Source organism: Streptomyces sp. NPDC005402 (assembly GCF_040606575.1).
Lineage (GTDB): Bacteria > Actinomycetota > Actinomycetes > Streptomycetales > Streptomycetaceae > Streptomyces.
This window is the reverse complement of the sequence record NZ_JBEXFB010000003.1, coordinates 286367-308387: the sequence shown is the minus strand read 5'-3', so window position 1 is coordinate 308387 and position 22021 is coordinate 286367. Positions and strand designations below refer to the sequence as shown.

The 22021-nt window shown below is 68.7% G+C and carries 13 protein-coding genes; 11 read left to right on the top strand and 2 right to left on the bottom strand.

Annotation, left to right across the window (positions count from 1 at the left end):
• Positions 1–514: 514 nt before the first annotated feature.
• Together rpoB and ABZT02_RS07285 are read left to right on the top strand one after the other, a co-directional pair.
• Positions 515–4000, top strand: coding sequence for a DNA-directed RNA polymerase subunit beta (gene rpoB / locus ABZT02_RS07290; protein ID WP_356015109.1), 3486 nt, complete (start codon positions 515–517; stop codon positions 3998–4000).
• Between the two features lie 100 nt (positions 4001–4100).
• The gene (locus tag ABZT02_RS07285) at positions 4101–8000 is read left to right on the top strand and encodes a DNA-directed RNA polymerase subunit beta' (RefSeq protein WP_356015105.1); all 3900 of its coding nucleotides are present in this window, start codon (positions 4101–4103) and stop codon (positions 7998–8000) included.
• Between the two features lie 537 nt (positions 8001–8537).
• Here ABZT02_RS07285 and ABZT02_RS07280 read toward each other — a convergent pair.
• Positions 8538–8705, bottom strand: coding sequence for a hypothetical protein (locus ABZT02_RS07280; RefSeq protein ID WP_356015103.1), 168 nt, complete (start codon positions 8703–8705; stop codon positions 8538–8540).
• A gap of 621 nt (positions 8706–9326) precedes the next feature.
• On the opposite strand from ABZT02_RS07280, the gene ABZT02_RS07275 reads away from it, so the two are divergent.
• The 8 genes from ABZT02_RS07275 to ABZT02_RS07240 all read left to right on the top strand — a co-directional run bounded on the left by ABZT02_RS07275 (position 9327) and on the right by ABZT02_RS07240 (position 19827).
• On the top strand, positions 9327–10523 hold the full coding sequence (locus ABZT02_RS07275) for a glycosyltransferase family 2 protein (RefSeq protein WP_356015101.1): 1197 nt from the start codon (positions 9327–9329) through the stop codon (positions 10521–10523).
• Positions 10520–11119 carry a hypothetical protein gene (locus ABZT02_RS07270; RefSeq protein ID WP_356015098.1) on the top strand — a complete coding sequence of 200 codons (600 nt, stop codon included), beginning with the start codon at positions 10520–10522 and terminating at the stop codon, positions 11117–11119. Before ABZT02_RS07275 ends, ABZT02_RS07270 begins: the two co-directional genes overlap by 4 nt.
• Positions 11120–11183: 64 nt before the next feature.
• Positions 11184–12278 carry a glycosyltransferase family 4 protein gene (locus ABZT02_RS07265; RefSeq protein ID WP_356015096.1) on the top strand — a complete coding sequence of 365 codons (1095 nt, stop codon included), beginning with the start codon at positions 11184–11186 and terminating at the stop codon, positions 12276–12278.
• On the top strand, positions 12275–14674 hold the full coding sequence (locus ABZT02_RS07260; protein ID WP_356015094.1) for a DUF2206 domain-containing protein: 2400 nt from the start codon (positions 12275–12277) through the stop codon (positions 14672–14674). The genes ABZT02_RS07265 and ABZT02_RS07260 overlap by 4 nt, the downstream gene beginning before the upstream one ends.
• Positions 14671–15807, top strand: coding sequence for a glycosyltransferase family 4 protein (locus tag ABZT02_RS07255; protein WP_356015092.1), 1137 nt, complete (start codon positions 14671–14673; stop codon positions 15805–15807). Before ABZT02_RS07260 ends, ABZT02_RS07255 begins: the two co-directional genes overlap by 4 nt.
• Positions 15804–17450 (top strand): oligosaccharide flippase family protein, encoded by a 1647-nt coding sequence (locus ABZT02_RS07250; RefSeq protein WP_356015090.1) that lies wholly within the window; start codon positions 15804–15806, stop codon positions 17448–17450. The genes ABZT02_RS07255 and ABZT02_RS07250 overlap by 4 nt, the downstream gene beginning before the upstream one ends.
• Before the next feature lie 23 nt (positions 17451–17473).
• A complete protein-coding gene (locus ABZT02_RS07245) occupies positions 17474–18691 on the top strand; it encodes a polysaccharide pyruvyl transferase family protein (protein ID WP_356015088.1) in 1218 nt (405 codons plus the stop codon).
• Entirely contained in the window at positions 18688–19827 is a 1140-nt protein-coding gene (locus ABZT02_RS07240; protein ID WP_356015085.1) for a glycosyltransferase, read from the top strand. The genes ABZT02_RS07245 and ABZT02_RS07240 overlap by 4 nt, the downstream gene beginning before the upstream one ends.
• 10 nt (positions 19828–19837) lie before the next feature.
• Here ABZT02_RS07240 and ABZT02_RS07235 read toward each other — a convergent pair whose 3' ends face one another.
• Positions 19838–21124 (bottom strand): cellulase family glycosylhydrolase, encoded by a 1287-nt coding sequence (locus ABZT02_RS07235; RefSeq protein WP_356015083.1) that lies wholly within the window; start codon positions 21122–21124, stop codon positions 19838–19840.
• A gap of 386 nt (positions 21125–21510) precedes the next feature.
• On the opposite strand from ABZT02_RS07235, the gene ABZT02_RS07230 reads away from it, so the two are divergent.
• Positions 21511–21975, top strand: a complete 465-nt coding sequence (locus ABZT02_RS07230) for a DUF1707 and DUF4190 domain-containing protein (RefSeq protein WP_356015081.1) — start codon at positions 21511–21513, stop codon at positions 21973–21975.
• Positions 21976–22021 lie beyond the last annotated feature (46 nt).

Genomic DNA, 22021 nt, shown 5'->3' with positions numbered 1-22021 from the left:
AGCGATCATCCATCCGGGTGGTCGCTCTTCGGCGTTCCTGGAGGCGCGGTCACGGTTACCTTGCGACCTCGAGGGCGAGGGGTATGGTGATCTTCGTCGTGTCTCCCGGAACCTCAGGTTCCGGCAGAGGGGCCTTGACGAACCGCACGCAGCGCGCAATTCTCAGGACGCGTCGCCAGAACGGTCCGAATCCGAGGCATGGATCGGCGACGAAGAGGGCAGTATCAACGTGCGTTGAGGGCACCATGCAGAGGACGTTGAGGGCAGCGAGAGTTTTTGAAGACTGGGCAGAAAAGCGGGGCTGGACATCAGTGCGCCAAGTGGCTACACTGACCCTTTGCGCTGCCTGTTAGCTGTCCCCTGCCCGTCACCAGGGGTCTGCCCTCGCCTCAGCATCGACGACCGGATCAACTTCGACCTGGCCTTTTGGCCACATCGAAGAAACCTGTCTCTGTGCCGCGGAGGAGGGCCCGGGGAGCGCGTAGTGAGTCCGAGCCCTCGGAAGGACCCCCTCTTGGCCGCCTCGCGCACTGCCTCGACCGCGAATACGAACAACGCCGCCAGCACCGCCCCGCTGCGCATCTCTTTTGCAAAGATCAAGGAGCCTCTCGAGGTTCCCAACCTGCTCGCGCTGCAGACCGAGAGCTTTGACTGGCTGCTCGGGAACACCGCCTGGCAGAGTCGGGTCGAGGAGGCTCTGGAGTCCGGTCAGGACGTCCCCACCAAGTCCGGTCTGGAGGAGATCTTCGAGGAGATCTCCCCGATCGAGGACTTCTCCGGGTCGATGTCGCTGACGTTCCGCGACCACCGTTTCGAGCCGCCGAAGAACAGCATCGACGAGTGCAAGGACCGCGACTTCACTTACGCGGCCCCGCTCTTCGTGACGGCGGAGTTCACCAACAACGAGACCGGCGAGATCAAGTCCCAGACGGTCTTCATGGGCGACTTCCCGCTCATGACCCACAAGGGCACCTTCGTCATCAACGGCACCGAGCGTGTCGTGGTGTCGCAGCTGGTCCGCTCGCCGGGTGTCTACTTCGACTCCTCCATCGACAAGACGTCCGACAAGGACATCTTCTCCGCCAAGATCATCCCGTCCCGGGGTGCCTGGCTGGAGATGGAGATCGACAAGCGCGACATGGTCGGTGTCCGCATCGACCGCAAGCGCAAGCAGTCCGTCACCGTTCTCCTGAAGGCTCTCGGCTGGACCACCGAGCAGATCCTCGAGGAGTTCGGCGAGTACGAGTCGATGCGCGCCACCCTGGAGAAGGACCACACCCAGGGCCAGGACGACGCGCTGCTCGACATCTACCGCAAGCTGCGTCCGGGCGAGCCGCCCACGCGTGAGGCCGCGCAGACGCTTCTTGAGAACCTGTACTTCAACCCGAAGCGTTACGACCTCGCCAAGGTCGGCCGCTACAAGGTCAACAAGAAGCTGGGTGCGGAGGCTCCGCTGGACGCGGGCATCCTGACCGTCGAGGACATCATCTCGACGATCAAGTACCTGGTGAAGCTGCACGCGGGCGAGACCGAGACGGTCGGCGACAGCGGCACGAACATCGTCGTCGAGACCGACGACATCGACCACTTCGGCAACCGTCGTCTGCGCAGCGTCGGCGAGCTCATCCAGAACCAGGTCCGCACGGGTCTGGCTCGTATGGAGCGCGTCGTCCGTGAGCGCATGACGACCCAGGACGTCGAGGCGATCACGCCGCAGACCCTGATCAACATCCGGCCGGTCGTCGCCTCCATCAAGGAGTTCTTCGGCACCAGCCAGCTGTCGCAGTTCATGGACCAGAACAACCCGCTGTCGGGTCTCACCCACAAGCGCCGTCTGTCGGCTCTTGGCCCGGGTGGTCTCTCCCGTGAGCGGGCCGGCTTCGAGGTCCGTGACGTGCACCCGTCCCACTACGGCCGCATGTGCCCGATCGAGACGCCCGAAGGCCCGAACATCGGTCTGATCGGTTCGCTCGCCTCCTACGGCCGCGTCAACGCGTTCGGTTTCGTGGAGACGCCGTACCGCAAGGTCACCGGCGGTGTGGTCACCGACGAGGTCGACTACCTGACGGCCGACGAGGAGGACCGCTTCGTCATCGCGCAGGCCAACGCCACGCTCAACGACGACATGCGGTTCGAGGAGTCCCGGGTCCTGGTCCGCCGTCGTGGCGGCGAGGTCGACTACGTCCCCGGTGACGACGTCGACTACATGGACGTCTCGCCGCGCCAGATGGTGTCGGTCGCGACCGCCATGATCCCGTTCCTCGAGCACGACGACGCCAACCGTGCCCTCATGGGCGCGAACATGATGCGTCAGGCGGTGCCGCTCATCAAGAGCGAGTCCCCGCTCGTCGGCACCGGCATGGAGTACCGCTCCGCCGTCGACGCCGGCGACGTGGTCAAGGCCGAGAAGGCGGGTGTGGTCCAGGAGGTCTCCGCGGACTACATCACCACCGCCAACGACGACGGCACGTACATCACGTACCGCCTGGCCAAGTTCGCCCGCTCCAACCAGGGCACCTCGGTCAACCAGAAGGTCATCGTCGACGAGGGCGACCGGATCATCGAGGGCCAGGTCCTGGCCGACGGTCCGGCCACCGAGAACGGCGAGATGGCGCTGGGCAAGAACCTGCTCGTGGCGTTCATGCCGTGGGAGGGTCACAACTACGAGGACGCGATCATTCTGTCGCAGCGCCTCGTGCAGGACGACGTCCTCTCCTCGATCCACATCGAGGAGCACGAGGTCGACGCCCGTGACACCAAGCTCGGCCCCGAGGAGATCACCCGGGACATCCCGAACGTCTCCGAGGAGGTCCTCGCGGACCTCGACGAGCGCGGCATCATCCGTATCGGTGCCGAGGTCGTCGCCGGTGACATCCTCGTCGGCAAGGTCACGCCCAAGGGTGAGACCGAGCTGACGCCGGAGGAGCGCCTGCTGCGCGCGATCTTCGGTGAGAAGGCCCGTGAGGTCCGTGACACCTCGCTGAAGGTGCCGCACGGCGAGATCGGCAAGGTCATCGGCGTCCGCGTCTTCGACCGTGAAGAGGGCGACGAGCTGCCGCCGGGCGTGAACCAGCTGGTTCGCGTCTACGTGGCGCAGAAGCGCAAGATCACGGACGGCGACAAGCTCGCCGGCCGGCACGGCAACAAGGGTGTCATCTCCAAGATCCTGCCCATCGAGGACATGCCGTTCCTCGAGGACGGGACCCCGGTCGACATCATCCTCAACCCGCTGGGTGTGCCGTCCCGAATGAACCCGGGACAGGTCCTGGAGATCCACCTCGGCTGGCTCGCCAGCCGCGGCTGGGACGTCTCCGGCCTCGCCGAGGACTGGGCGCAGCGCCTCCAGGTGATCGGCGCCGACTCCGTCGCCCCCGGCACCAACGTCGCGACCCCGGTCTTCGACGGTGCCCGTGAGGACGAGCTGGCGGGTCTGCTCCAGCACACCATCCCGAACCGCGACGGCGAGCGCATGGTGCAGCCGACCGGTAAGGCGAGGCTGTTCGACGGCCGCTCCGGCGAGCCGTTCCCGGAGCCGATCTCGGTCGGCTACATGTACATCCTCAAGCTCCACCACCTGGTCGACGACAAGCTCCACGCCCGTTCGACCGGTCCGTACTCGATGATCACCCAGCAGCCGCTGGGTGGTAAGGCCCAGTTCGGTGGCCAGCGCTTCGGTGAGATGGAGGTGTGGGCGCTGGAGGCATACGGCGCCGCGTACGCCCTCCAGGAGCTGCTGACCATCAAGTCCGACGACGTCACCGGCCGCGTGAAGGTCTACGAGGCCATCGTCAAGGGCGAGAACATTCCCGAGCCCGGCATCCCCGAGTCCTTCAAGGTGCTCATCAAGGAGATGCAGTCCCTGTGCCTCAACGTGGAGGTGCTGTCCTCGGACGGCATGTCCATCGAGATGCGCGACACCGACGAGGACGTCTTCCGCGCGGCGGAAGAGCTCGGCATCGACCTGTCCCGGCGCGAGCCGAGCAGCGTCGAAGAGGTCTGACGGGAGTCCGGCCGGAGGACCTGGTGAGGAACCTCCGGCCGGCCCCTGGACCCCCGTTTCAGACCCCAAGACTTACAACCCTGAGAGGGATTGACGCATAGTGCTCGACGTCAACTTCTTCGATGAGCTCCGGATCGGTCTGGCCACCGCTGACGACATCCGTCAGTGGAGCCACGGCGAGGTCAAGAAGCCCGAGACCATCAACTACCGCACCCTCAAGCCCGAAAAGGACGGACTCTTCTGCGAGAAGATCTTCGGTCCGACCCGGGACTGGGAGTGCTACTGCGGCAAGTACAAGCGTGTCCGGTTCAAGGGCATCATCTGTGAGCGCTGCGGCGTCGAGGTCACTCGCGCCAAGGTGCGTCGTGAGCGGATGGGTCACATCGAACTGGCCGCCCCCGTCACGCACATCTGGTACTTCAAGGGTGTCCCGTCGCGTCTGGGCTACCTGCTCGACCTGGCCCCCAAGGACCTCGAGAAGGTCATCTACTTCGCGGCGTACATGATCACGTACGTCGACGAGGAGCGCCGCACGCGTGACCTGCCTTCCCTGGAGGCGCACGTCTCCGTGGAGCGTCAGCAGGTCGAGAACCGTCGCGACGCCGACCTCGAGGCCCGCGCCAAGAAGCTGGAAAGCGACCTGGCCGAGCTGGAGGCCGAGGGCGCCAAGGCCGACGTGCGCCGCAAGGTGCGCGAGGGTGCCGAGCGTGAGATGAAGCAGCTGCGCGACCGTGCGCAGCGCGAGATCGACCGTCTCGACGAGGTGTGGACCCGCTTCAAGAACCTCAAGGTCCAGGACCTCGAAGGTGACGAGCTGCTCTACCGCGAGCTGCGGGACCGCTTCGGTACCTACTTCGACGGTTCGATGGGTGCCGCGGCGCTGCAGAAGCGCCTGGAGTCCTTCGACCTCGATGAAGAGGCCGAGCGGCTTCGCGAGATCATCCGTACCGGCAAGGGCCAGAAGAAGACCCGTGCGCTGAAGCGGCTGAAGGTCGTGTCTGCCTTCCTGCAGACCTCCAACAGCCCCAAGGGCATGGTCCTCGACTGCGTCCCGGTCATCCCGCCGGACCTTCGCCCGATGGTGCAGCTGGACGGTGGCCGCTTCGCGACCTCCGACCTGAACGACCTGTACCGCCGTGTGATCAACCGCAACAACCGTCTGAAGAGGCTCCTCGACCTCGGCGCGCCCGAGATCATCGTCAACAACGAGAAGCGCATGCTTCAGGAGGCTGTTGACGCCCTCTTCGACAACGGTCGTCGTGGTCGTCCGGTCACCGGCCCGGGCAACCGCCCGCTGAAGTCCCTGAGCGACATGCTCAAGGGCAAGCAGGGTCGTTTCCGTCAGAACCTGCTCGGCAAGCGTGTGGACTACTCCGCGCGTTCCGTGATCGTCGTCGGTCCGCAGCTGAAGCTGCACCAGTGCGGTCTGCCGAAGGCGATGGCGCTGGAGCTGTTCAAGCCGTTCGTGATGAAGCGCCTGGTCGACCTGAACCACGCGCAGAACATCAAGAGCGCCAAGCGCATGGTGGAGCGCGGCCGCACGGTCGTGTACGACGTCCTCGAAGAGGTCATCGCCGAGCACCCGGTTCTGCTGAACCGTGCTCCCACCCTGCACCGCCTCGGCATCCAGGCCTTCGAGCCGCAGCTGGTCGAGGGCAAGGCCATCCAGATCCACCCGCTCGTCTGCACCGCGTTCAACGCGGACTTCGACGGCGACCAGATGGCCGTGCACCTGCCGCTGTCCGCGGAGGCGCAGGCCGAGGCCCGCATCCTGATGCTGTCCTCGAACAACATCCTCAAGCCCGCCGACGGCCGTCCGGTGACGATGCCGACCCAGGACATGGTCCTCGGTCTGTTCTTCCTGACGACCGACGGTGAGCTGCGTGACACCAAGGGCGAGGGCCGGTCCTTCGGCTCCACGGCCGAGGCGATCATGGCGTTCGACGCCGGCGAGCTCGCGCTCCAGTCGCCGATCGACATCCGCTTCCCGGTGGGCACCATCCCGCCGCGGGGCTGGACGCCGCCGGCGCGGGAGGAGGGCGAACCGGAGTGGCAGCAGGGTGACACCTTCCGCCTGCGCACCACCCTGGGCCGCGCGCTCTTCAACGAGCTGCTGCCCGAGGACTACCCGTTCGTCGACTACTCGGTGGGCAAGAAGCAGCTCTCCGAGATCGTCAACGACCTGGCCGAGCGCTACCCCAAGGTCATCGTGGCGGCGACGCTCGACAACCTGAAGGCGGCCGGCTTCTACTGGGCGACCCGTTCCGGTGTCACCGTGGCCATCTCCGACATCGTCGTTCCCGAGGCGAAGGTGGAGATCGTCAAGGGCTACGAGGCGCAGGACGAGAAGGTCCAGAAGCAGTACGAGCGCGGTCTGATCACCAAGGAAGAGCGCACTCAGGAGCTCATCGCGATCTGGACCAAGGCGACCAACGAGGTCGCCGAGGCGATGAACGCGAACTTCCCCAAGACGAACCCCATCTTCATGATGGTTGACTCGGGTGCCCGAGGAAACATGATGCAGATGCGGCAGATCGCCGGTATGCGTGGTCTGGTGTCGAACGCCAAGAACGAGACGATCCCGCGTCCGATCAAGGCGTCCTTCCGTGAGGGCCTGTCCGTGCTGGAGTACTTCATCTCCACGCACGGTGCCCGTAAGGGTCTGGCGGACACCGCCCTGCGTACCGCCGACTCGGGTTACCTCACCCGTCGTCTGGTGGACGTCTCGCAGGACGTCATCATCCGCGAGGAGGACTGCGGCACCGACCGTGGCCTCAAGCTCAACATCGCGGAGGTCGGCGCGGACGGCGTGCTGCGCAAGGCGGACGACGTCGAGACCAGCGTGTACGCACGTGCGCTGGCCGAGGACATCACCGTCGACGGCAAGGTGCTGGCCCCGGCCAACACCGACCTCGGCGACGTCCTCATCGACGAGCTCGTCAGGCACGGCGTCTCCCAGGTCAAGACCCGCTCGGTCCTGACCTGCGAGTCCGCCGTCGGCACCTGCGCCATGTGCTACGGCCGCTCGCTGGCCACCGGCAAGCTGGTCGACATCGGTGAGGCGGTCGGCATCATCGCCGCCCAGTCCATCGGTGAGCCCGGTACCCAGCTGACGATGCGTACCTTCCACACCGGTGGTGTGGCCGGTGACGACATCACCCAGGGTCTGCCGCGTGTCGTCGAGCTCTTCGAGGCCCGTACCCCGAAGGGTGTCGCCCCGATCTCCGAGGCCCAGGGCCGCGTGCGGATCGAGGAGACCGAGAAGACCAAGAAGATCGTCATCACGCCGGACGACGGCAGCGACGAGACGGCGTTCCCGATCTCGAAGCGCGCGCGTCTTCTGGTCAGCGAGGGCGAGCACGTCGAGGTGGGCCAGAAGCTCACCGTGGGTGCCACCAACCCGCACGACGTGCTGCGCATCCTGGGTCAGCGTGCCGTCCAGGTCCACCTGGTCGGCGAGGTCCAGAAGGTCTACAACTCGCAGGGTGTGTCGATCCACGACAAGCACATCGAGATCATCATCCGGCAGATGCTGCGCCGCGTGACGATCATCGAGTCCGGCGACGCCGAGCTGCTGCCCGGCGAGCTGGTCGAGCGCTCGAAGTTCGAGACCGAGAACCGTCGTGTGGTCCAGGAGGGCGGTCACCCGGCCTCCGGTCGTCCGCAGCTGATGGGTATCACCAAGGCCTCGCTGGCGACGGAATCCTGGCTGTCGGCCGCCTCCTTCCAGGAGACGACCCGAGTCCTGACGGACGCGGCGATCAACGCCAAGTCCGACAGCCTCATCGGCCTCAAGGAGAACGTCATCATCGGTAAGCTCATCCCGGCCGGTACGGGTCTGTCCCGCTACCGCAACATCCGGGTCGAGCCGACCGAGGAGGCCAAGGCCGCGATGTACTCGGCCGTCGGCTACGACGACATCGACTACTCGCCGTTCGGCACGGGGTCCGGCCAGGCTGTTCCGCTGGAGGACTACGACTACGGGCCGTACAACCAGTAAGCACGTTGCTCGCGTCGCAGGGCGGTCACCTTTCGGGGTGGCCGCCCTTCGGCGTGGTCAGTGCCTTTTTGGGCCGGCCTGGCGACCGGTACGCGCCATGGCCGGGTCAGCCGGCGGTGCCGGCCAGTGGCACGGCCGCCTGGGCTGGACGGGATGCTGAGGGGGCGACAGCTCGGCGGCCCCCTGTGCTACTCGCTGCAGCGGATCTGTCCGACTGCGCGACAGGCAGGGTGCCGCCGGGAGCTGATGTGTCCTCGAAGCCCGGTGCGGCCGTGGCGTCGAACAGAAGGTCGCCGCAGTCCCGGTGGGTGACAGTGCGCGTCTCGCCGGTAATCGCGGCCCGCAGGTGACCCCATGCTTCTGCCACGCCCGGAGAGGTCCGCAGACGTCCCACAGGCCCCGGGAGGCGACCCGCCGGGCCCGTGTACCGCAGGCGAGAGCGTGGGTCGGCACTGTAGCCGGGGGGCACGCCAGGATCGTCCGGCGACCGGTTGCGACGCTTGGAAACCGGGGGCGGGGCGCGCCCTGGTCGTCGATTCACAGGGCGCCGGTGTCCCGGCCCATCACGGGTCGGTACTGGACCGGAGGTGGACGGTGATCGCGACGTTGGTCGTCGACCGTGATGTCGCGCAGCGGGGCAGCCGAGGGGGCGGGGTGGGCGGAGTCGTGGAAGATCGTCCGGCACGCGGGGTCGACTGTGGTCAAGAGATGGCCTGGCCTCCCGGGGTATGCGGGGCCACGCATCGCGAAGCCTGCACTCGGCGAGCCGTTGGTAGCTCCGCCGCTGTGACCTGGCCCCGAGAGAGGTGGCGTCCCGCCGAGTGGCCGGCGAGTGGTGTGGGGGATCGTGCTTCGCGAGGTCGCGGCTCGCGGTGGTGCCCGGCCCGGCGCCCGGGCCCCGAGTGGCGGTGCCGCCCTGAACGGCCCGGGCAGTGGCACGGACCCTTGGGCCGCGCCCGCCGTCGAGAGGTCTTCCCGGCCCAAGGCGGTTCTCCTGGCCGGACCACTTGGCAGGACACCACTCCGCGGGATGTCGGGCAGGTGCGTCGCTACTCACGGTTTTCTAATGATTCCTACCTGTTAGGACAGTCACGTGAAGGCGACGTGAGGTGAATAACAAGTCTGTGAAGGAGTTACGTGCGGAAAGTGAGTAGGGGTTAAGGTGCGCTGAAAGTATTTGAATGAGGCATCAGTCCGTTAGTCGCACGAGTGTGCACAACGGTCTTCGGGTTTCCCGTGGTGTGTGGGAGGGGGCTCCTGTCGCAGGACATGAGCCGAAGCGCCATCACGGTCGGGCAAGGGGGCCCGTGCACGGAGTGATGTCCAGTGCTGTTCAAGTCCTTGGGGGGGCTTGCCTTGAGATCTCTGTCTATCGTCATTCCCGCGCTCAACGAGGCCGAAAACCTGCCGACGGTCATGGCGACCGTTCCGTACCGCGACCTGGCGGAAGCAGGCTGGGAGGTCGAGGTGATCGTGGTCGACAACGCCTCGACCGACGACACCGCCGAAGTGGCCCGCTCGCTGGGCGCCAGGGTCGTCGCGCAGCCTTTGCGCGGATACGGCAACGCCTACCAGGCGGGGTTCGACGCGGCCCAGGGCGATGTCATCGCCACGGGTGACGCCGACTGCACGTACCCGTTCGACGCGCTGCCGCACCTGCTGCACATCATGGATGCTCGGCGTGTGGAGTTCATGACCACGAACCGGCTCGGGGTCGAGAACCGCAGTGCCATGAAGCCGTCCCACACGGTCGCCAACCATGCGCTCAGTGCGCTGAGCCGGGCCCTGTTCCGTAACGGTCTGCGCGACTCACAGTCCGGCATGTGGGTCTTCCAGCGTCATGTCTGGGCCGCGATCGATGTCCGTTCGCCGGGCATGGCCTTCTCCCAGGAGATCAAGAACGCGGCGACCCGGGCCGGTTTCCGCTGCCTCGAGGTGCCGATCGAGTACCGAGTGCGCGGCGGGCAGGTCAAGCTGAACGCCCTGCCCGACGGGGTGGCCAACCTGCGCCAGCTCTTCGAGCACAAGGTCCGGGACAATCGTTTCCGCACCACGCCCTCACGCATGGTTCCGCTGGCCGAGATGGCCCGCGCCAACGTCGCCGCCGAACGCGCCGCAGTGGCGGCCGAGCGTGCCGTAGCCGCCGTGGAGCAGCTCAGCGAGCAGACGGCGGCGGTGTTCGAGCGCGAGCGGTCCGGTGTGGACGCGTATGAGGCCGAGCCGGCCGATGTACCCGAACTCTCCGATGGATCCGGGCTGCGCAAGGCCTATGGCACCTCTGCGATCTTCGAGGCGTCCGCGGCGTTCGACCAGGACGAGCCGGCCACCGATCTGCTGCATGACGAGATCGACGAGATCAGTGAATCGTTCGATCTCGAGGCGTCTGTCGCGGACTCGACGGTGCCCGGGGCGTCCCGGTCGGTCAAGCCCTCCGCCTCCTCGGCCGAGAAGTTCGGCGAGACGACACTGGCGTCCCTGCCGGGCCAGCGCAACGCCGATGAGGTCCCCCTGGAAATGGCGTGAGCCGCACGCCGGACGACACCGGGCCCGGCCCGCAGGACACCGCGGGCGGGTCGGCGCGGCAGCCTGGCGACCGGCAGTTCGGTCGTCCGGCGGAGGACACCGGTCGCGAGGGCCGGCACCGGGAAGGCGAGTCCGGCCGCCGATCCCGGAGGAGCGCGTCGGGCCGGCGCGGTCGGCCGCTGCGCGGTACCACAGGCACGGTCGCCGCCTTGCTCGCCGTGGCCGTGCTCGGCGTCGGCGCCTGGTCCGTGCCCGAGGTCCGGACCGTGCTCAAGGACTCCTTCACCGAACGTCAGCAGACCTACATCGAGATGTACTTCGGCAAGGAGCCGTTCTTTGACGGTGACGAACTCGTCGTGCCGCTGGAGGTCGTCGAGCACGGCGAGCGTGGCGGCAAGCACGCGGTGCGGGCCTGGGCTGAGGACGCGGAGGGCAAGCGTCTCGCCGCCCGGACGGAACCCGTCACCACCAAGCCGGGTGCCCTGATCGGCGTCGATGTCCGGCTGCGTCTCAAGGGCAGCGGGAAGAAGCACGCGGATCTCGTCGAGGTGACGCTGCCGGGCCATTCACAGCGGCTCCGGATGCATCTGCGCTGACCGCTTCCAGCCCGTTCCCGTTCCACCCCCACGAGCCGCACCTCCCACACCCCGGGAAGCCTGAATGCCCACCATCGTCCAGATCACTCCTTACTACCCGCCGGCGCTCGGCGGGCTGGAGCGTGTCGTCTCCAACCTTGCGCGGGAGCAGGCCAAGCGACACGACGTAGAGGTTCTGACCACGGCCCTGCGCGCCGGGGGCATGCCGCGCACCACCCGTGAGGAGGGGGTCGTGGTGCACCGGCACCGGGCCGTGGAGGTGGCGCACACCGCCCTCGCCCCGGGCCTCGCCACGCACCTCGCCAGGCTGCCCCGTGACGCGGTGCTCCATCTGCACTGCGCTCACGCTCTGCTTCCCGAGATGGTCGCTCTCGCCACCCGGCTGCGCGGCACCCGGTTCCTGCTCCACTTCCACCTCGACGTGGACGCCTCCGGTCCTCTCGGTGCTCTGCTTCCGCACTACAAGGAGCATGTGTTCGGACGCGTCCTGCGGAACGCGGCCGGAGTCATCGCGCTGACCGACGCCCAGGCGGCATTCCTCACGGACACCTACCGAGTGCCCGCCGACCGCGTCCATGTCGTGCCCAACGGCGTCGGCGGCACGTACTTCATGCCGGCCCGAGAGCCCGCGCCCGGCCCCATGAACCTGCTCTTCGTCGGCCGCCTCGGAGTCCAGAAGAACGTGTCCCGGCTGCTGAACGCCCTGAGCCGGACGCGGCAGGACATCCGGCTGCGAATCGTCGGCGACGGCGAGCTGCGTGGCCAGCTCAAGGAACAGGCCGCAGGCCTCGGCCTGGAGAACGTGGAGTTCAGCGGTGCACTGCTCGGGGAGGACCTGGTGAAGGCGTACACGGACGCCGACGCCTTCGTGCTGCCCTCGGACAAGGAGGGCATGCCGCTGGTCATTCTGGAGGCCATGGCGGCCGGGCTGCCGGTGATCGCCACCGACGTGCCCGGCACCCGGGAACTCGTCCGTGACACCGGGCTACTGGCTGCCCCCGAGCCGGCCGCTCTCGCCGCCGCCCTCGACTCCGTCGCCGTCGATCTCACACTGCGGGCGCGGCTGGCCCGCGCCAGCGTGGAGCGGGCCCGGGACTACTCGTGGGAGACCGTCGCCCGTCTGGTCGACGACGTCTACACCAAGGCCGGCCTGTTGTGACCGTCAACGACGAAACCCTGGCGCTGCGGGTCACCGGCCCCCACCCGCAGCCGCACACCGACGACGAGCCGCCCCTCGGGACCGGCGGGCCCACGCGCCCCTGGCCAATCCCGATCGGCCGCCGCTGGGCCATCCTGCTCAGCCTCGCCCCGGCCAGCGTCCTGGAACTGCTGCCCCAGACACCCGGTCCGCTGCAGACCCTCGCCGGACTGTGGCTGCTGTTCGGCGCCCCCGTCCTGCTGTGGCGTGGTGTGACCGCGCGCATCGTGAGCACCGGGACCGCCCGCCAGCTGCTCGCTGTCGGGTTCACGGTGCTGACCGACATCGTCGTCGCGCTCACCGTGAACACCGTGCTTCCCCTGCTCGGGATCGACCGGCCGCTGACCCGGCTGTTCCTCACGGTCGCCACCGCCGCCGCCCTGGTCGTGCTCGGCGTGCTCGCACCCATGCCGGAACGACCCGAACGGTCCGTCCTGGACGCCTGGTCCAGCACCCGGGGACTCAGGCCGGTCGCGGCCCTCGGCTGCCTGGCCCTCGTCCTCTCCGTGGCCGGGCCCATCCGGCTCAACAACGGCCTGGGCGGTGCGGTCAGCGCCGTCGCCACGGTCGTCGTGGCCGCGCTGATCTGTCTGCTCCTGCTGCGTCGGGCCCGTTACCCGGTCCCCGTCCTGGAGTTCGGCCTGTACTGCGCCTCCGCCGCGCTGCTGCTGCTCACCTCGCTGCGCGGTCAGTACATCACCGGACACGACATCCAGAAGGAGTACCTGTACTTCCGGCTTGCCCTGGGCGGCGAGTACTGGAACATCGGCACCTACACCGACCCGTACAACGCCTGTCTGAGCATCACGCTGCTGCCGGTGCACATCTTCCAGATGACCGCGCTCTCCGACACTTCGATCTTCAAGGTCGTGCTGCCACTGCTGTTCGCGTTCACCCCGGTGCTGGTCCACCGCGCGGTGCGCAACGTGGCCCCACGGGTGGTCGCGTTGATCTCGGCGGTGTATTTCATCGTCTTTCCCACGTTCCTCACCGACATGACCTACCTCGGTCGCCAGGAGATCGCCTTCCTGCTGCTGGGCTGCGCCATGGTGGTGCTCACCGACTCGCGCGGGCCGCTGGCTCTGCGCCGGACGGTGTTCGTGGTGCTCTTGGGCGGCATCGTCCTCTCCCACTACTCCACGACCTACGTCGTCGTCGGTACCCTCGCCATCTCCTTCGCCCTGGACAAGGTGTGGCGGCTGGTGTCCCGGCGCGGTCGCGGAAGGGCGCGCCGCAGACGCCGCGAGGATCGGATGCTGTCCTTCCTCACCTGGTGGGTGGTGGCAGTGCCCGCTGTGCTCGCCCTGTTGTGGTCGGGCCCCCTCACCCACACGGGCGGCCAGGTCGAACGCACCCTGACGTCGGTCGCCTCGGCCGTGTTCGGGGGCAAGTCGGAGTCGGGCTCCTCCGACACGGCGTACAGCATTCTCGGCGGCGAGAAGATCCCGGCGTCCGAGCGCCTGAAGGAGTACAAGGCCGACCTGCTGAAGCAGACCGCGGCCGAGCGGAACGACGGCGACTACCTGCCGCTGAAGCAGATCGACAGCCTGTCCACGCCCGTCGTCGAGGTGCCGACGATGAAGCTGACCGCCACCGGACGGCTCATGGACGCCTTCGGCGTCAGCGTGCCGGGACTCAACGGCGCGCTCCGACAGGGAGCCGCACTGTTCTTCCAGCTGATGGTGATGGTCGGCTTCGCGGTGGCGCTGTGGGCGCGCCGCTCAACGTTCCGGCCGGTGCGCGACCAGATCACCATCGCCGCCGGTGCCTGGTGCATGGTCGCCGTCTTCACGCTCGTACCGCAGCTTTCGGTGGACTACAGCCTGCTGCGCGCGTTCCAGCAGGGCCTGTTCTTCTTCGCGCCGTTCCTGGCAACCGCCACGCTGTGGGCGCTGCGCTGGGCGGGTCGCCGTACTGTGCCGCTGGCCTGCGTACTGCTGGCCGGGCTGCTGCTGGACCTGTCGGGTGTGGTGCCCAAGGCGCTGGGCGGCTATCCGGCACAGGTGCAGCTGTCCAACTCCGGCCAGTACTACTCCATCTACTACCCGCACGCCGAGGAGCGCCGGGCCGCGCTCTGGCTCGATGCGCGGATCGCCAAGGACGGCACGGGACTTATCCAGACCGACCGGTTCAGCTACAGCCGCCTCCAAGCCCTTCTGACCCATCCCACTCTCGCCGACATCACCCCGGCCGCCCTGCGCACGGACTCGTACGTGCTTCTGGGCACCACTCCGACCCGCACCGGCCAGGTGACCGTCTTCTACGGCGGCGACTTGATCACGTACGAGTACCCGATGAAGGTCCTGGACTCCCGGGACGTCATCTACAGCAACGGGGGAGCGGTGATCTACCGATGAGCACGAGACCGTTGAGGGTCCTCTTGGTCAGCCACTACTACCCGCCGCACGTCGGTGGCATCGAGAACGTCGCGCGCCGCGAGGCCGTCGAACTTGCCCGGGAGGGCGTCGACGTCACCGTCGTCACCAGCGCCGACCGCTCCTCCGTCACCCGTGAGGACGGGGTACGGGTGGTGCGCGTCGCTGCCTGGAACGGTGCGGAGCGCAAGGCGGGTGTGCCCTTCCCGGTGTTCTCGCCCGCCCTGGCGGCCGTCGCGCTGCGCTGGGCGCGGCACGCGGACGCCGTGCACATCCACGACTGCCTCTACATCAGCTCGTGGGCGGCAGGCCTGGCGGCAAAGCTCACCCGAACCCCGTACGTCCTCACCCAGCATGTGGCTGTCGTCGAGCACCCCTCCGCTCTGGTCCAGGCTGTCCAGCGCGCGGTGTACGGGGTGGCCGGCCGTGGTCTCCTGCGCGGCGCCCGCGCGGTGTTCACGCTCAACGCCTCGGTCGCCCGGTTCGTGGAAGGCCACGGTGCCCGGCGCCGGCACCATCTGGCCAACGGGGTGGACACGGAACTGTTCCGCCCCGCGGCCTCCGAGGCCGAGGGGGCGCTCGCACGGACGCGGTTCGGGCTCCCCGCCGACCGCGTACTGGTGCTGTTCGTGGGTCGGCTCGTGCCCAAGAAGGGCTACGACCTGCTCCTCGCCGCCCACACCCCCGACGCCGGCTACGACCTGGTGTTCTCCGGGGGCGGCGACTCGGCGGCTCTGGCCGGTCGGCCCGGCGTCCACCACCTCGGCGCACTGCCGCCCGAGGCTGTCGCCGAGGTCTACCGGGCCTGTGACGTCTTCGCGCTGCCCTCCACCGCCGAGGGATTTCCGCTCACCGTGCAGGAGGCCATGGCTTCCGGTCTGCCGGTGGTCACCACCGACGATCCCGGCTACGCCCCCTACGACCTCGACCGCGACCAGGTGTCCCTGCTGCCCCGTGAGCCGGCCGTGCTCGCCGCCGAACTGCGTGCGCTGGCCGCCGACCCCGAGCGGCGGGCCCGGATGGGGGAGTACGCGCGGACGTACGCGGAGAAGGCCTTCGCCTGGAACGACCATGTCCACACGCTGCTGGCGCACTACCGCGGTGAGCACCCATGACGGATGCCGGGAGTACCGCCCCGGCCGCGCCCGCGCGTGGCCGACACCGTCGCCCGGGCGACCGGATCTACCGCAGCTCGTTCTTCCTGCTCGCCTCCACGGTGGTCACCGCCGGGCTCAGCTTCGTGTTCTGGGTGGTCGTCGCCCGCTTCTACAGCCCTTCCCAGGTCGGCCTCGCCACCTCGCTGATCTCCGCGACCTCGCTGCTGGCCACTTTCAGTCTGCTCGGCCTGAACAACACATTGGTCCGCTTCCCGGCGGAGCGTGAGGCGCGCAACGCCCAGATCAGCCAGGCGATGGTGCTGGTGACGGTGGTCGGGTGCGTGGCGGCCGGCATCTACCTCCTGGGTCTCCCGCTGTACGGCGCCAAGCTGGCCTTCGTCCGTGACGACTGGATGTCGGCGGTCGCCTTCGCCGTGTTCTGCGGCTGCGCGGCCGCCAGCATGCTGGTCAAGTCGGTCTTCAACGCGGCCCGCATTCCCGAGTACAACGTGCTGATCGACGGACTGACCCAGGGAGTCGCCAAGGTCGCCATCCCGGCCGTCCTCACGGGGCTCGGCGTCTTCGGCATCGTCGCCTCGGCAGGCGTGGGCTACGCGGTGACGGTGCTGGTCGCCCTGGTGGTGCTGCGCCGACGGCTCGGTTTCCGCATGGACCTGCGCACCCACGGCACCCGGCTGCGCGAGAAGTTCCGCTTCTCCGTCGCCAGCCATGTCTCCAACCTGATAAATCTGACGCCGGTGCTGGCGACCCCGCTGATCGTGCTGCACCACTTGGGGGCGGCCGCGGCCGGCTACTTCTTCGTGGCGTTCCAGATCGCGGCCATGTTGAACTCCGTCTCCACCGCCGTCGGTGAGGCCGTCTTCGCGGAGGTCTCGCACCAGGAGTCGCGGTTCCGGGAGCTGATGCTGCGCTCCGGGCGGATCATCGCGGCCGTCCAGGTGCCCGCCGCCGCGGTCGTGGTCTTCGGCGGGGGACTGCTGCTGAAGATGTTCGGCGCCGAGTACGAGGGCCAGGCCCGGCCCTTGCTGACCGTGCTGGCGATCGCCGCCCTGCCGGTCGCCCTGAACACCTGGGCCTGCTTCGCCCTCAAGCTGGCTCAGCGCATGCGGCACCTGATCGCCGCCAACACGATCATGGCCAGCCTGTCCGTCGGCCTGGCCTCTTCCTTCGCCGACCGGGGCCTGGTGTGGGTCGGCTACGCGTGGGCCACGGGGAACACGGTCGCCGGCCTCTTCGCCACGGCGAGTCTGGTCCGGCGCCCCCGCGCCGCGTCGGTGCCGGTGGCCACGCCGGCGCCCGTGGCGGACACCCCGTCGCCGGAAGACACCCTGGCACTGCGGCCGACAGACCTCGACGCGCCGTATCACGACGTGGTCGGCGGCTACGACGCGCCGTACCGGGTCGGGCCCGCCGATCCGTACGGGGTCGGACTGGAGTACCCGTACGCGGCCTCCGGCGGCGAGCCGTACGTGGACTACCACGGCAACTACACCGAGCCGTACGAGCTCCCCTACGGTGATCCACCCGGCGCTCCGTTCGATCCCCATGCCGACCCCCACCCTGCCTCCGGCTTGCTCACCTCCCCCACGAACACCGTCAGCTCCGCCAGTTCGTTCAGTTCCGAGAGGCCCGCCCCTTGAAAATCGTGGTGATCAATGCGTACGTGCGTGAGAACGCAGGCGACGCCGCACTCCTCTCCGTCTGCCTGCAGCACGTGCAGGAGGCCTTTCCCGAAGCCGACGTGGTGATCGCGGGCATGGAGGACGCCGCTGTGCACCCGTCCTTCGAGGGCGTGCGCAACATCGGCTCGATCCGCCGCTATGTCGCCGACGGCACCGTCTCGCTGCCCCGGCGCCTGTTGCGCAAGGCGCTGCTCGGACTCGCGGGCACTGCGGCGGTGGTCCTGCCCCGCCCGTTCACCCGGGCCGTCGTCGCGGTCCTGCCCACCGAGGCCCGGCGCGAGGCCCGTGCCGTGGCCACGGCGGACCTGGTGGTCTCCATGGGCGGTGGCTATGTACTGGCCCGTCCCGGTCTCGACGGCTACCAGAACGTCTTCTTCGTCCTGCTGCCCGCGCTGTTCGCGCAGAAGGCGGGCGTCCCCGTGGTCTGGGCCCCGCAGTCCTTCGGTCCGTTCCCGGCCGCCGCACAGCGCAGGCTGGTCGGACGGGTCATGCGCCGCTCGGCTGCGGTACTGCCGCGCGAGGACGTCAGTGTGGGCGAGCTGCTCGCCTGCGACATCCCGGCGCAGCAGATCGAGCGGGCCGTCGACGCCGGTTTCGCGTTCGACCCGGAGCGCCGTATCGACTGGCGGGCCAAGATCGGCGTCGGTCCCGGCGAGCGGCTGGTCGGCATCACCGCGCGCCGCTGGCTGGCCCCCGCCGCGCAGGAACGCTACGAACGTGAACTCGCCCGCACCATCGACGCTGTCCAGGCCACTGGCGCCCGAGCGGTCCTCATCCCCCAGGTGAGCACCGACTACCTCGGCGACGACGACCGCATCTGCGAGCGCCGCATCGCCGCCCACTGCACCAGCGGCCCGCTCATGGTCGACGAGGTCGTCGACTACCGCGACCTCAAGGGCCTCTACGACGAGTGTTCCCTGCTCATCGGCACCCGCTTCCACTCGGTGATCTTCTCGCTCACCAGCGAGGTGCCCTGCGTCGCCATCGAGTACGAGCACAAGACCCGGGGCATCATGGCCGACCTGGGCCTCGGCGAGTGGGTCCTGCCCATTGCCGACGTCACCCACGACAGGCTGTGGGCGCTGGTCGAGCCGCTGCTGAAGGACCCCGCCCCCTACCGCGCGATCCTCGACGCCAACCTGCCCGGCTACGTCGCCCGCGCCCGGTCGCTGCCCGCCCGGCTGCGGGAGTCGGTGTGAGCAGACGCCGTACCGTCGCGGTCGTCGCCCCGTACTACCCCCCGAAGATCGGAGGGGTGGAGCAGTACGCCGCGCGTATCGCGGCCGCCGTCGCAGGCTCCCCCGATCTGCGTCCCGTGGTCATCACCACGCGTCTCGACAGAGGGCTGCGCACCACGGTGGCCAACGAGGACGGCATCCCGGTCGTGCGGCTCGGCGTCTGGTTGAAGCTGTCCAACACCCCGCTCAGCCCGCTGTGGCCGCTGCAGTTGCGTCGTTGGCTGCGGCGGACCCGGGCCGAAATCGTCAACGTACACGCGCCCGTCCCCGGCCTCGGCGACCTCGCGGTCGCTGTGGCCGGACACCGGCCCACCGTGCTGACTTATCACGCCGGATCAATGCACAAGGGCGAGGCGGACAGCGGCGTCGCCGACCGGCTGATCGGCCTGTACGAGAGGGCCGTGCTGCCCCGGGTCTTCGCCCGAGCCCGGCGACTGGTCGCGGTGTCGCCGGTGTCGCTCGCCGACGGGCACCCGCACACGGTGCGGATCTCACCCGGCGTGGACACCGACCGCTTCACACCGGGCGAGCCGACCTCCCGCCGCCCCCGCACGGTCGTCTACGTCGGCCGTATGGACCGCTCCTCGGCATGGAAGGGCGTCGACGTCCTGGTTCGCGCCTTCGCCCACCTCGCCCGCACGGTGCCCGACGCCCGTCTGCGCCTGGTCGGCGACGGCGACGCCCTGCCCGGCCTGCGCGCCCTCGCGGCCGAACTCGGCGTCGCCGACCGCCTGGAGACCCCAGGCGCCCTGAGCGGCGAAGCCCTGACGGACGCGGTGCGCACGGCCGCCGTGCTGGCGCTGCCCTCGCTCACCGAGGCGGAGTCCTTCGGTATGGCGTTGGTCGAGGCCATGTCCTGTGCCACGCCGGTCGTCGGCTCGGAGGTGGGAGGCATCCCGCACGTGGTCGACGACGGGGAGACGGGTCTGCTCGTCCCGCCGGGTGATCCGGACGCTCTCGCCGCGGCCTGTGCCAAGCTGCTGGCCGACGGGGATCTGGCGGACCGGATAGGAGCGGCCGGCCGGCGCACGGCAGAGGAACGTTACGCCTGGCCGAAGCTGACGGCCCGCTACCTGCAATTGTTCCGGGCGCTCTGACCGCACCGGGCTAGTCGTGGTCCTTGCGGTAGGCGGCGATCGCCTTCCGCAGGGCCTCGAACGCCGGCTTGCGGGTGCCGTCGTAGTACTTCAGACCGTAGTGCTGCGCCTTTCTGGACGTCGCGGTCTCGGGCTCGCCGTCCTGATACGCGAACCAGAACATCACGTCCACCGAGGGGATCGCCGCCGCCGCCGGCACGGTGTCGGTGGCGATCTCCGCCTGCAGCCGTGGTGTGACGTACTGGGTACCCACCGCGTCCGGGCTGTCCGCGACCTTGCCCTGGGCCCAGGTGGGAGCGCCGGTCTCGGTGATCCAGATGGGCATCTTGGGCTTGCCGTACTTCGTCAGGGTGGCGACGAGGCTGTCCTGCGTGCGGTCGATGTCCTCGTAGCGAGTGCCGGTGGCGGTCTCGGTGCTCGGCAGCAGGGGATAGGTGTACGGATGGTAGGAGATGGCGTCCACGTACTTCAGGGCGCCCAGCCGGGCCACCTCCGACAGGAACGTCTTGTGCGACACGTACCCCTTGGACGGGATGGTGTCCACCGCAGCCAGTCCACCGAACAGGAGATAAGCCTTGGGGTCGGCGGAGCGCATGGCCGGAGCGGTCGCGGCCAACAGGGCGGTGTAGCGCTCGGCATCGGGGCCGGTCTTCCAGAACGGAAGGATGTTCGGCTCGTTCCATATCTCCCAGGTGTGCACCCCCTTGGGCGCATACCGCTCGACGGCATGCTGCGCGAACTCGGCGAACTGCGCGTCGTCCGCGGGCGGGCAGGCCTGGGCAGTGCTTCCGCAGTCCGGGGCAGCGGCCCAGCGCGGGGTGTAGGAGATGGTGGGCAGGACCTCCAGACCGTGGGCATGGGCGGCGTCCACCACACGGTCGAAGCGCTCCCACAGGTACTGGGTGGAGCTGTCGGGCTGGATGTTGCGCCACGACAGGTCCACTCGCAGCCAGCCGACGCCCAGTTCCTCGGCGTCGTCCATCGCCTTGCTGAGCTCCGTGTCCGTCATCCAGGTCAACCGATCGCCGAAGGCCAGCCCGAAGCGGAGTTCCCGGTCCGAAGCGTGGCCGGCCTCGGGGTTGCCTGCCCCGGACGCGGAGGCGGCCCCGACGCCGTCATCAGGGACACGGGACGGAGTGCCGGCACCGGACAGGGCCACCACGGCGGCCACCGAGGCGCCGAGAACACCGACGGAGACGAGTGCGCCGAGGAGCCGTCGCTGCACTCCGGACCGCTGCTTGCGACGGGAGCGGGATCGGGAACGGTCGGACGCGGGCTGTATGGGCTGCTGAGACACCCGCGCAGCCTAATGTCGGGTGCCCGGAGAATGGAGGCCTTGTGGCGGAGTCGTGATTACGGGGCTTGCGGGTGGGGTAATAAAATTCAGTTTCGCCTGGATGTTCATTCCCGGTCGCCTCGATCAGCTTTTACGACGTCTTGGCCCCCTTGGCTGACATGTGCGGTAAAAAGGGGCGGACGATGGCGCATCATGGAGGGACCTCAGGGGTCGGGAGGTTCTCCGTGTCGCAGTCGTCGTGGCAGCCGTGGCAGGACAAAGACGAGCCGTCCGGCAACGGCGGGCCGAACACGTGGCAGGGGACAGGGGTCCCGCACCTCCAGCCCCACCACCCGCCGTCGTGGCCGAGTGTGAACCAACCCTGGCAACCCCAGGCTGCCTCCGCCATGCTCGCCTCCCACGCCGACCGTGAGCGGGCCGTCGATGTGCTCCGGGCCGGGTACGGGGAGGGGCGGCTGGAGAAGGGGGAGTTCGACAAGCGGGTGGAGCGGGCGTACGGCGCGCGTACCGTCGGGGAGCTGGCGCTGCTCGTCGCCGATCTGCCGCTGGGGCCCGTGCCGCAGCCGGCGCCCTTCACCCCCGTACCGCGGACGTTTCTGCCCGCCCCGCGACCGCGGGCGAACGGCAAGGCGGTCGGAGCCGCCGTGTGCGGGCTGCTGTGTGTGCCGACCTTCGGGTTCACCGGGATTCCGGCGGTGATCCTCGGGCACGCGGCGCGGGCGGAGATCGAGCGGACGGGAGAGGGCGGCGACGGGCTCGCGATGACCGGGCTCGTGTTCGGCTGGCTGTCGATCGCCGCCTGGTCGGTGGTGATGACGCTGTTGATCGCGGTGGGGCTCGCCTCCGGGTGAGCGACGTGAGAAGCCGCTTCGCGCGCGTGTGCACCATGTGAAATCG

Coding starts and splice junctions, on each gene's coding strand:
- ABZT02_RS07230 (WP_356015081.1), top strand. CDS start 21,511: ATGCTCGCCTCCCACGCCGACCGTGAGCGGGCCGTCGATGTGCTCCGG.
- ABZT02_RS07250 (WP_356015090.1), top strand. CDS start 15,804: ATGACGGATGCCGGGAGTACCGCCCCGGCCGCGCCCGCGCGTGGCCGA.
- ABZT02_RS07265 (WP_356015096.1), top strand. CDS start 11,184: ATGCCCACCATCGTCCAGATCACTCCTTACTACCCGCCGGCGCTCGGC.
- ABZT02_RS07255 (WP_356015092.1), top strand. CDS start 14,671: ATGAGCACGAGACCGTTGAGGGTCCTCTTGGTCAGCCACTACTACCCG.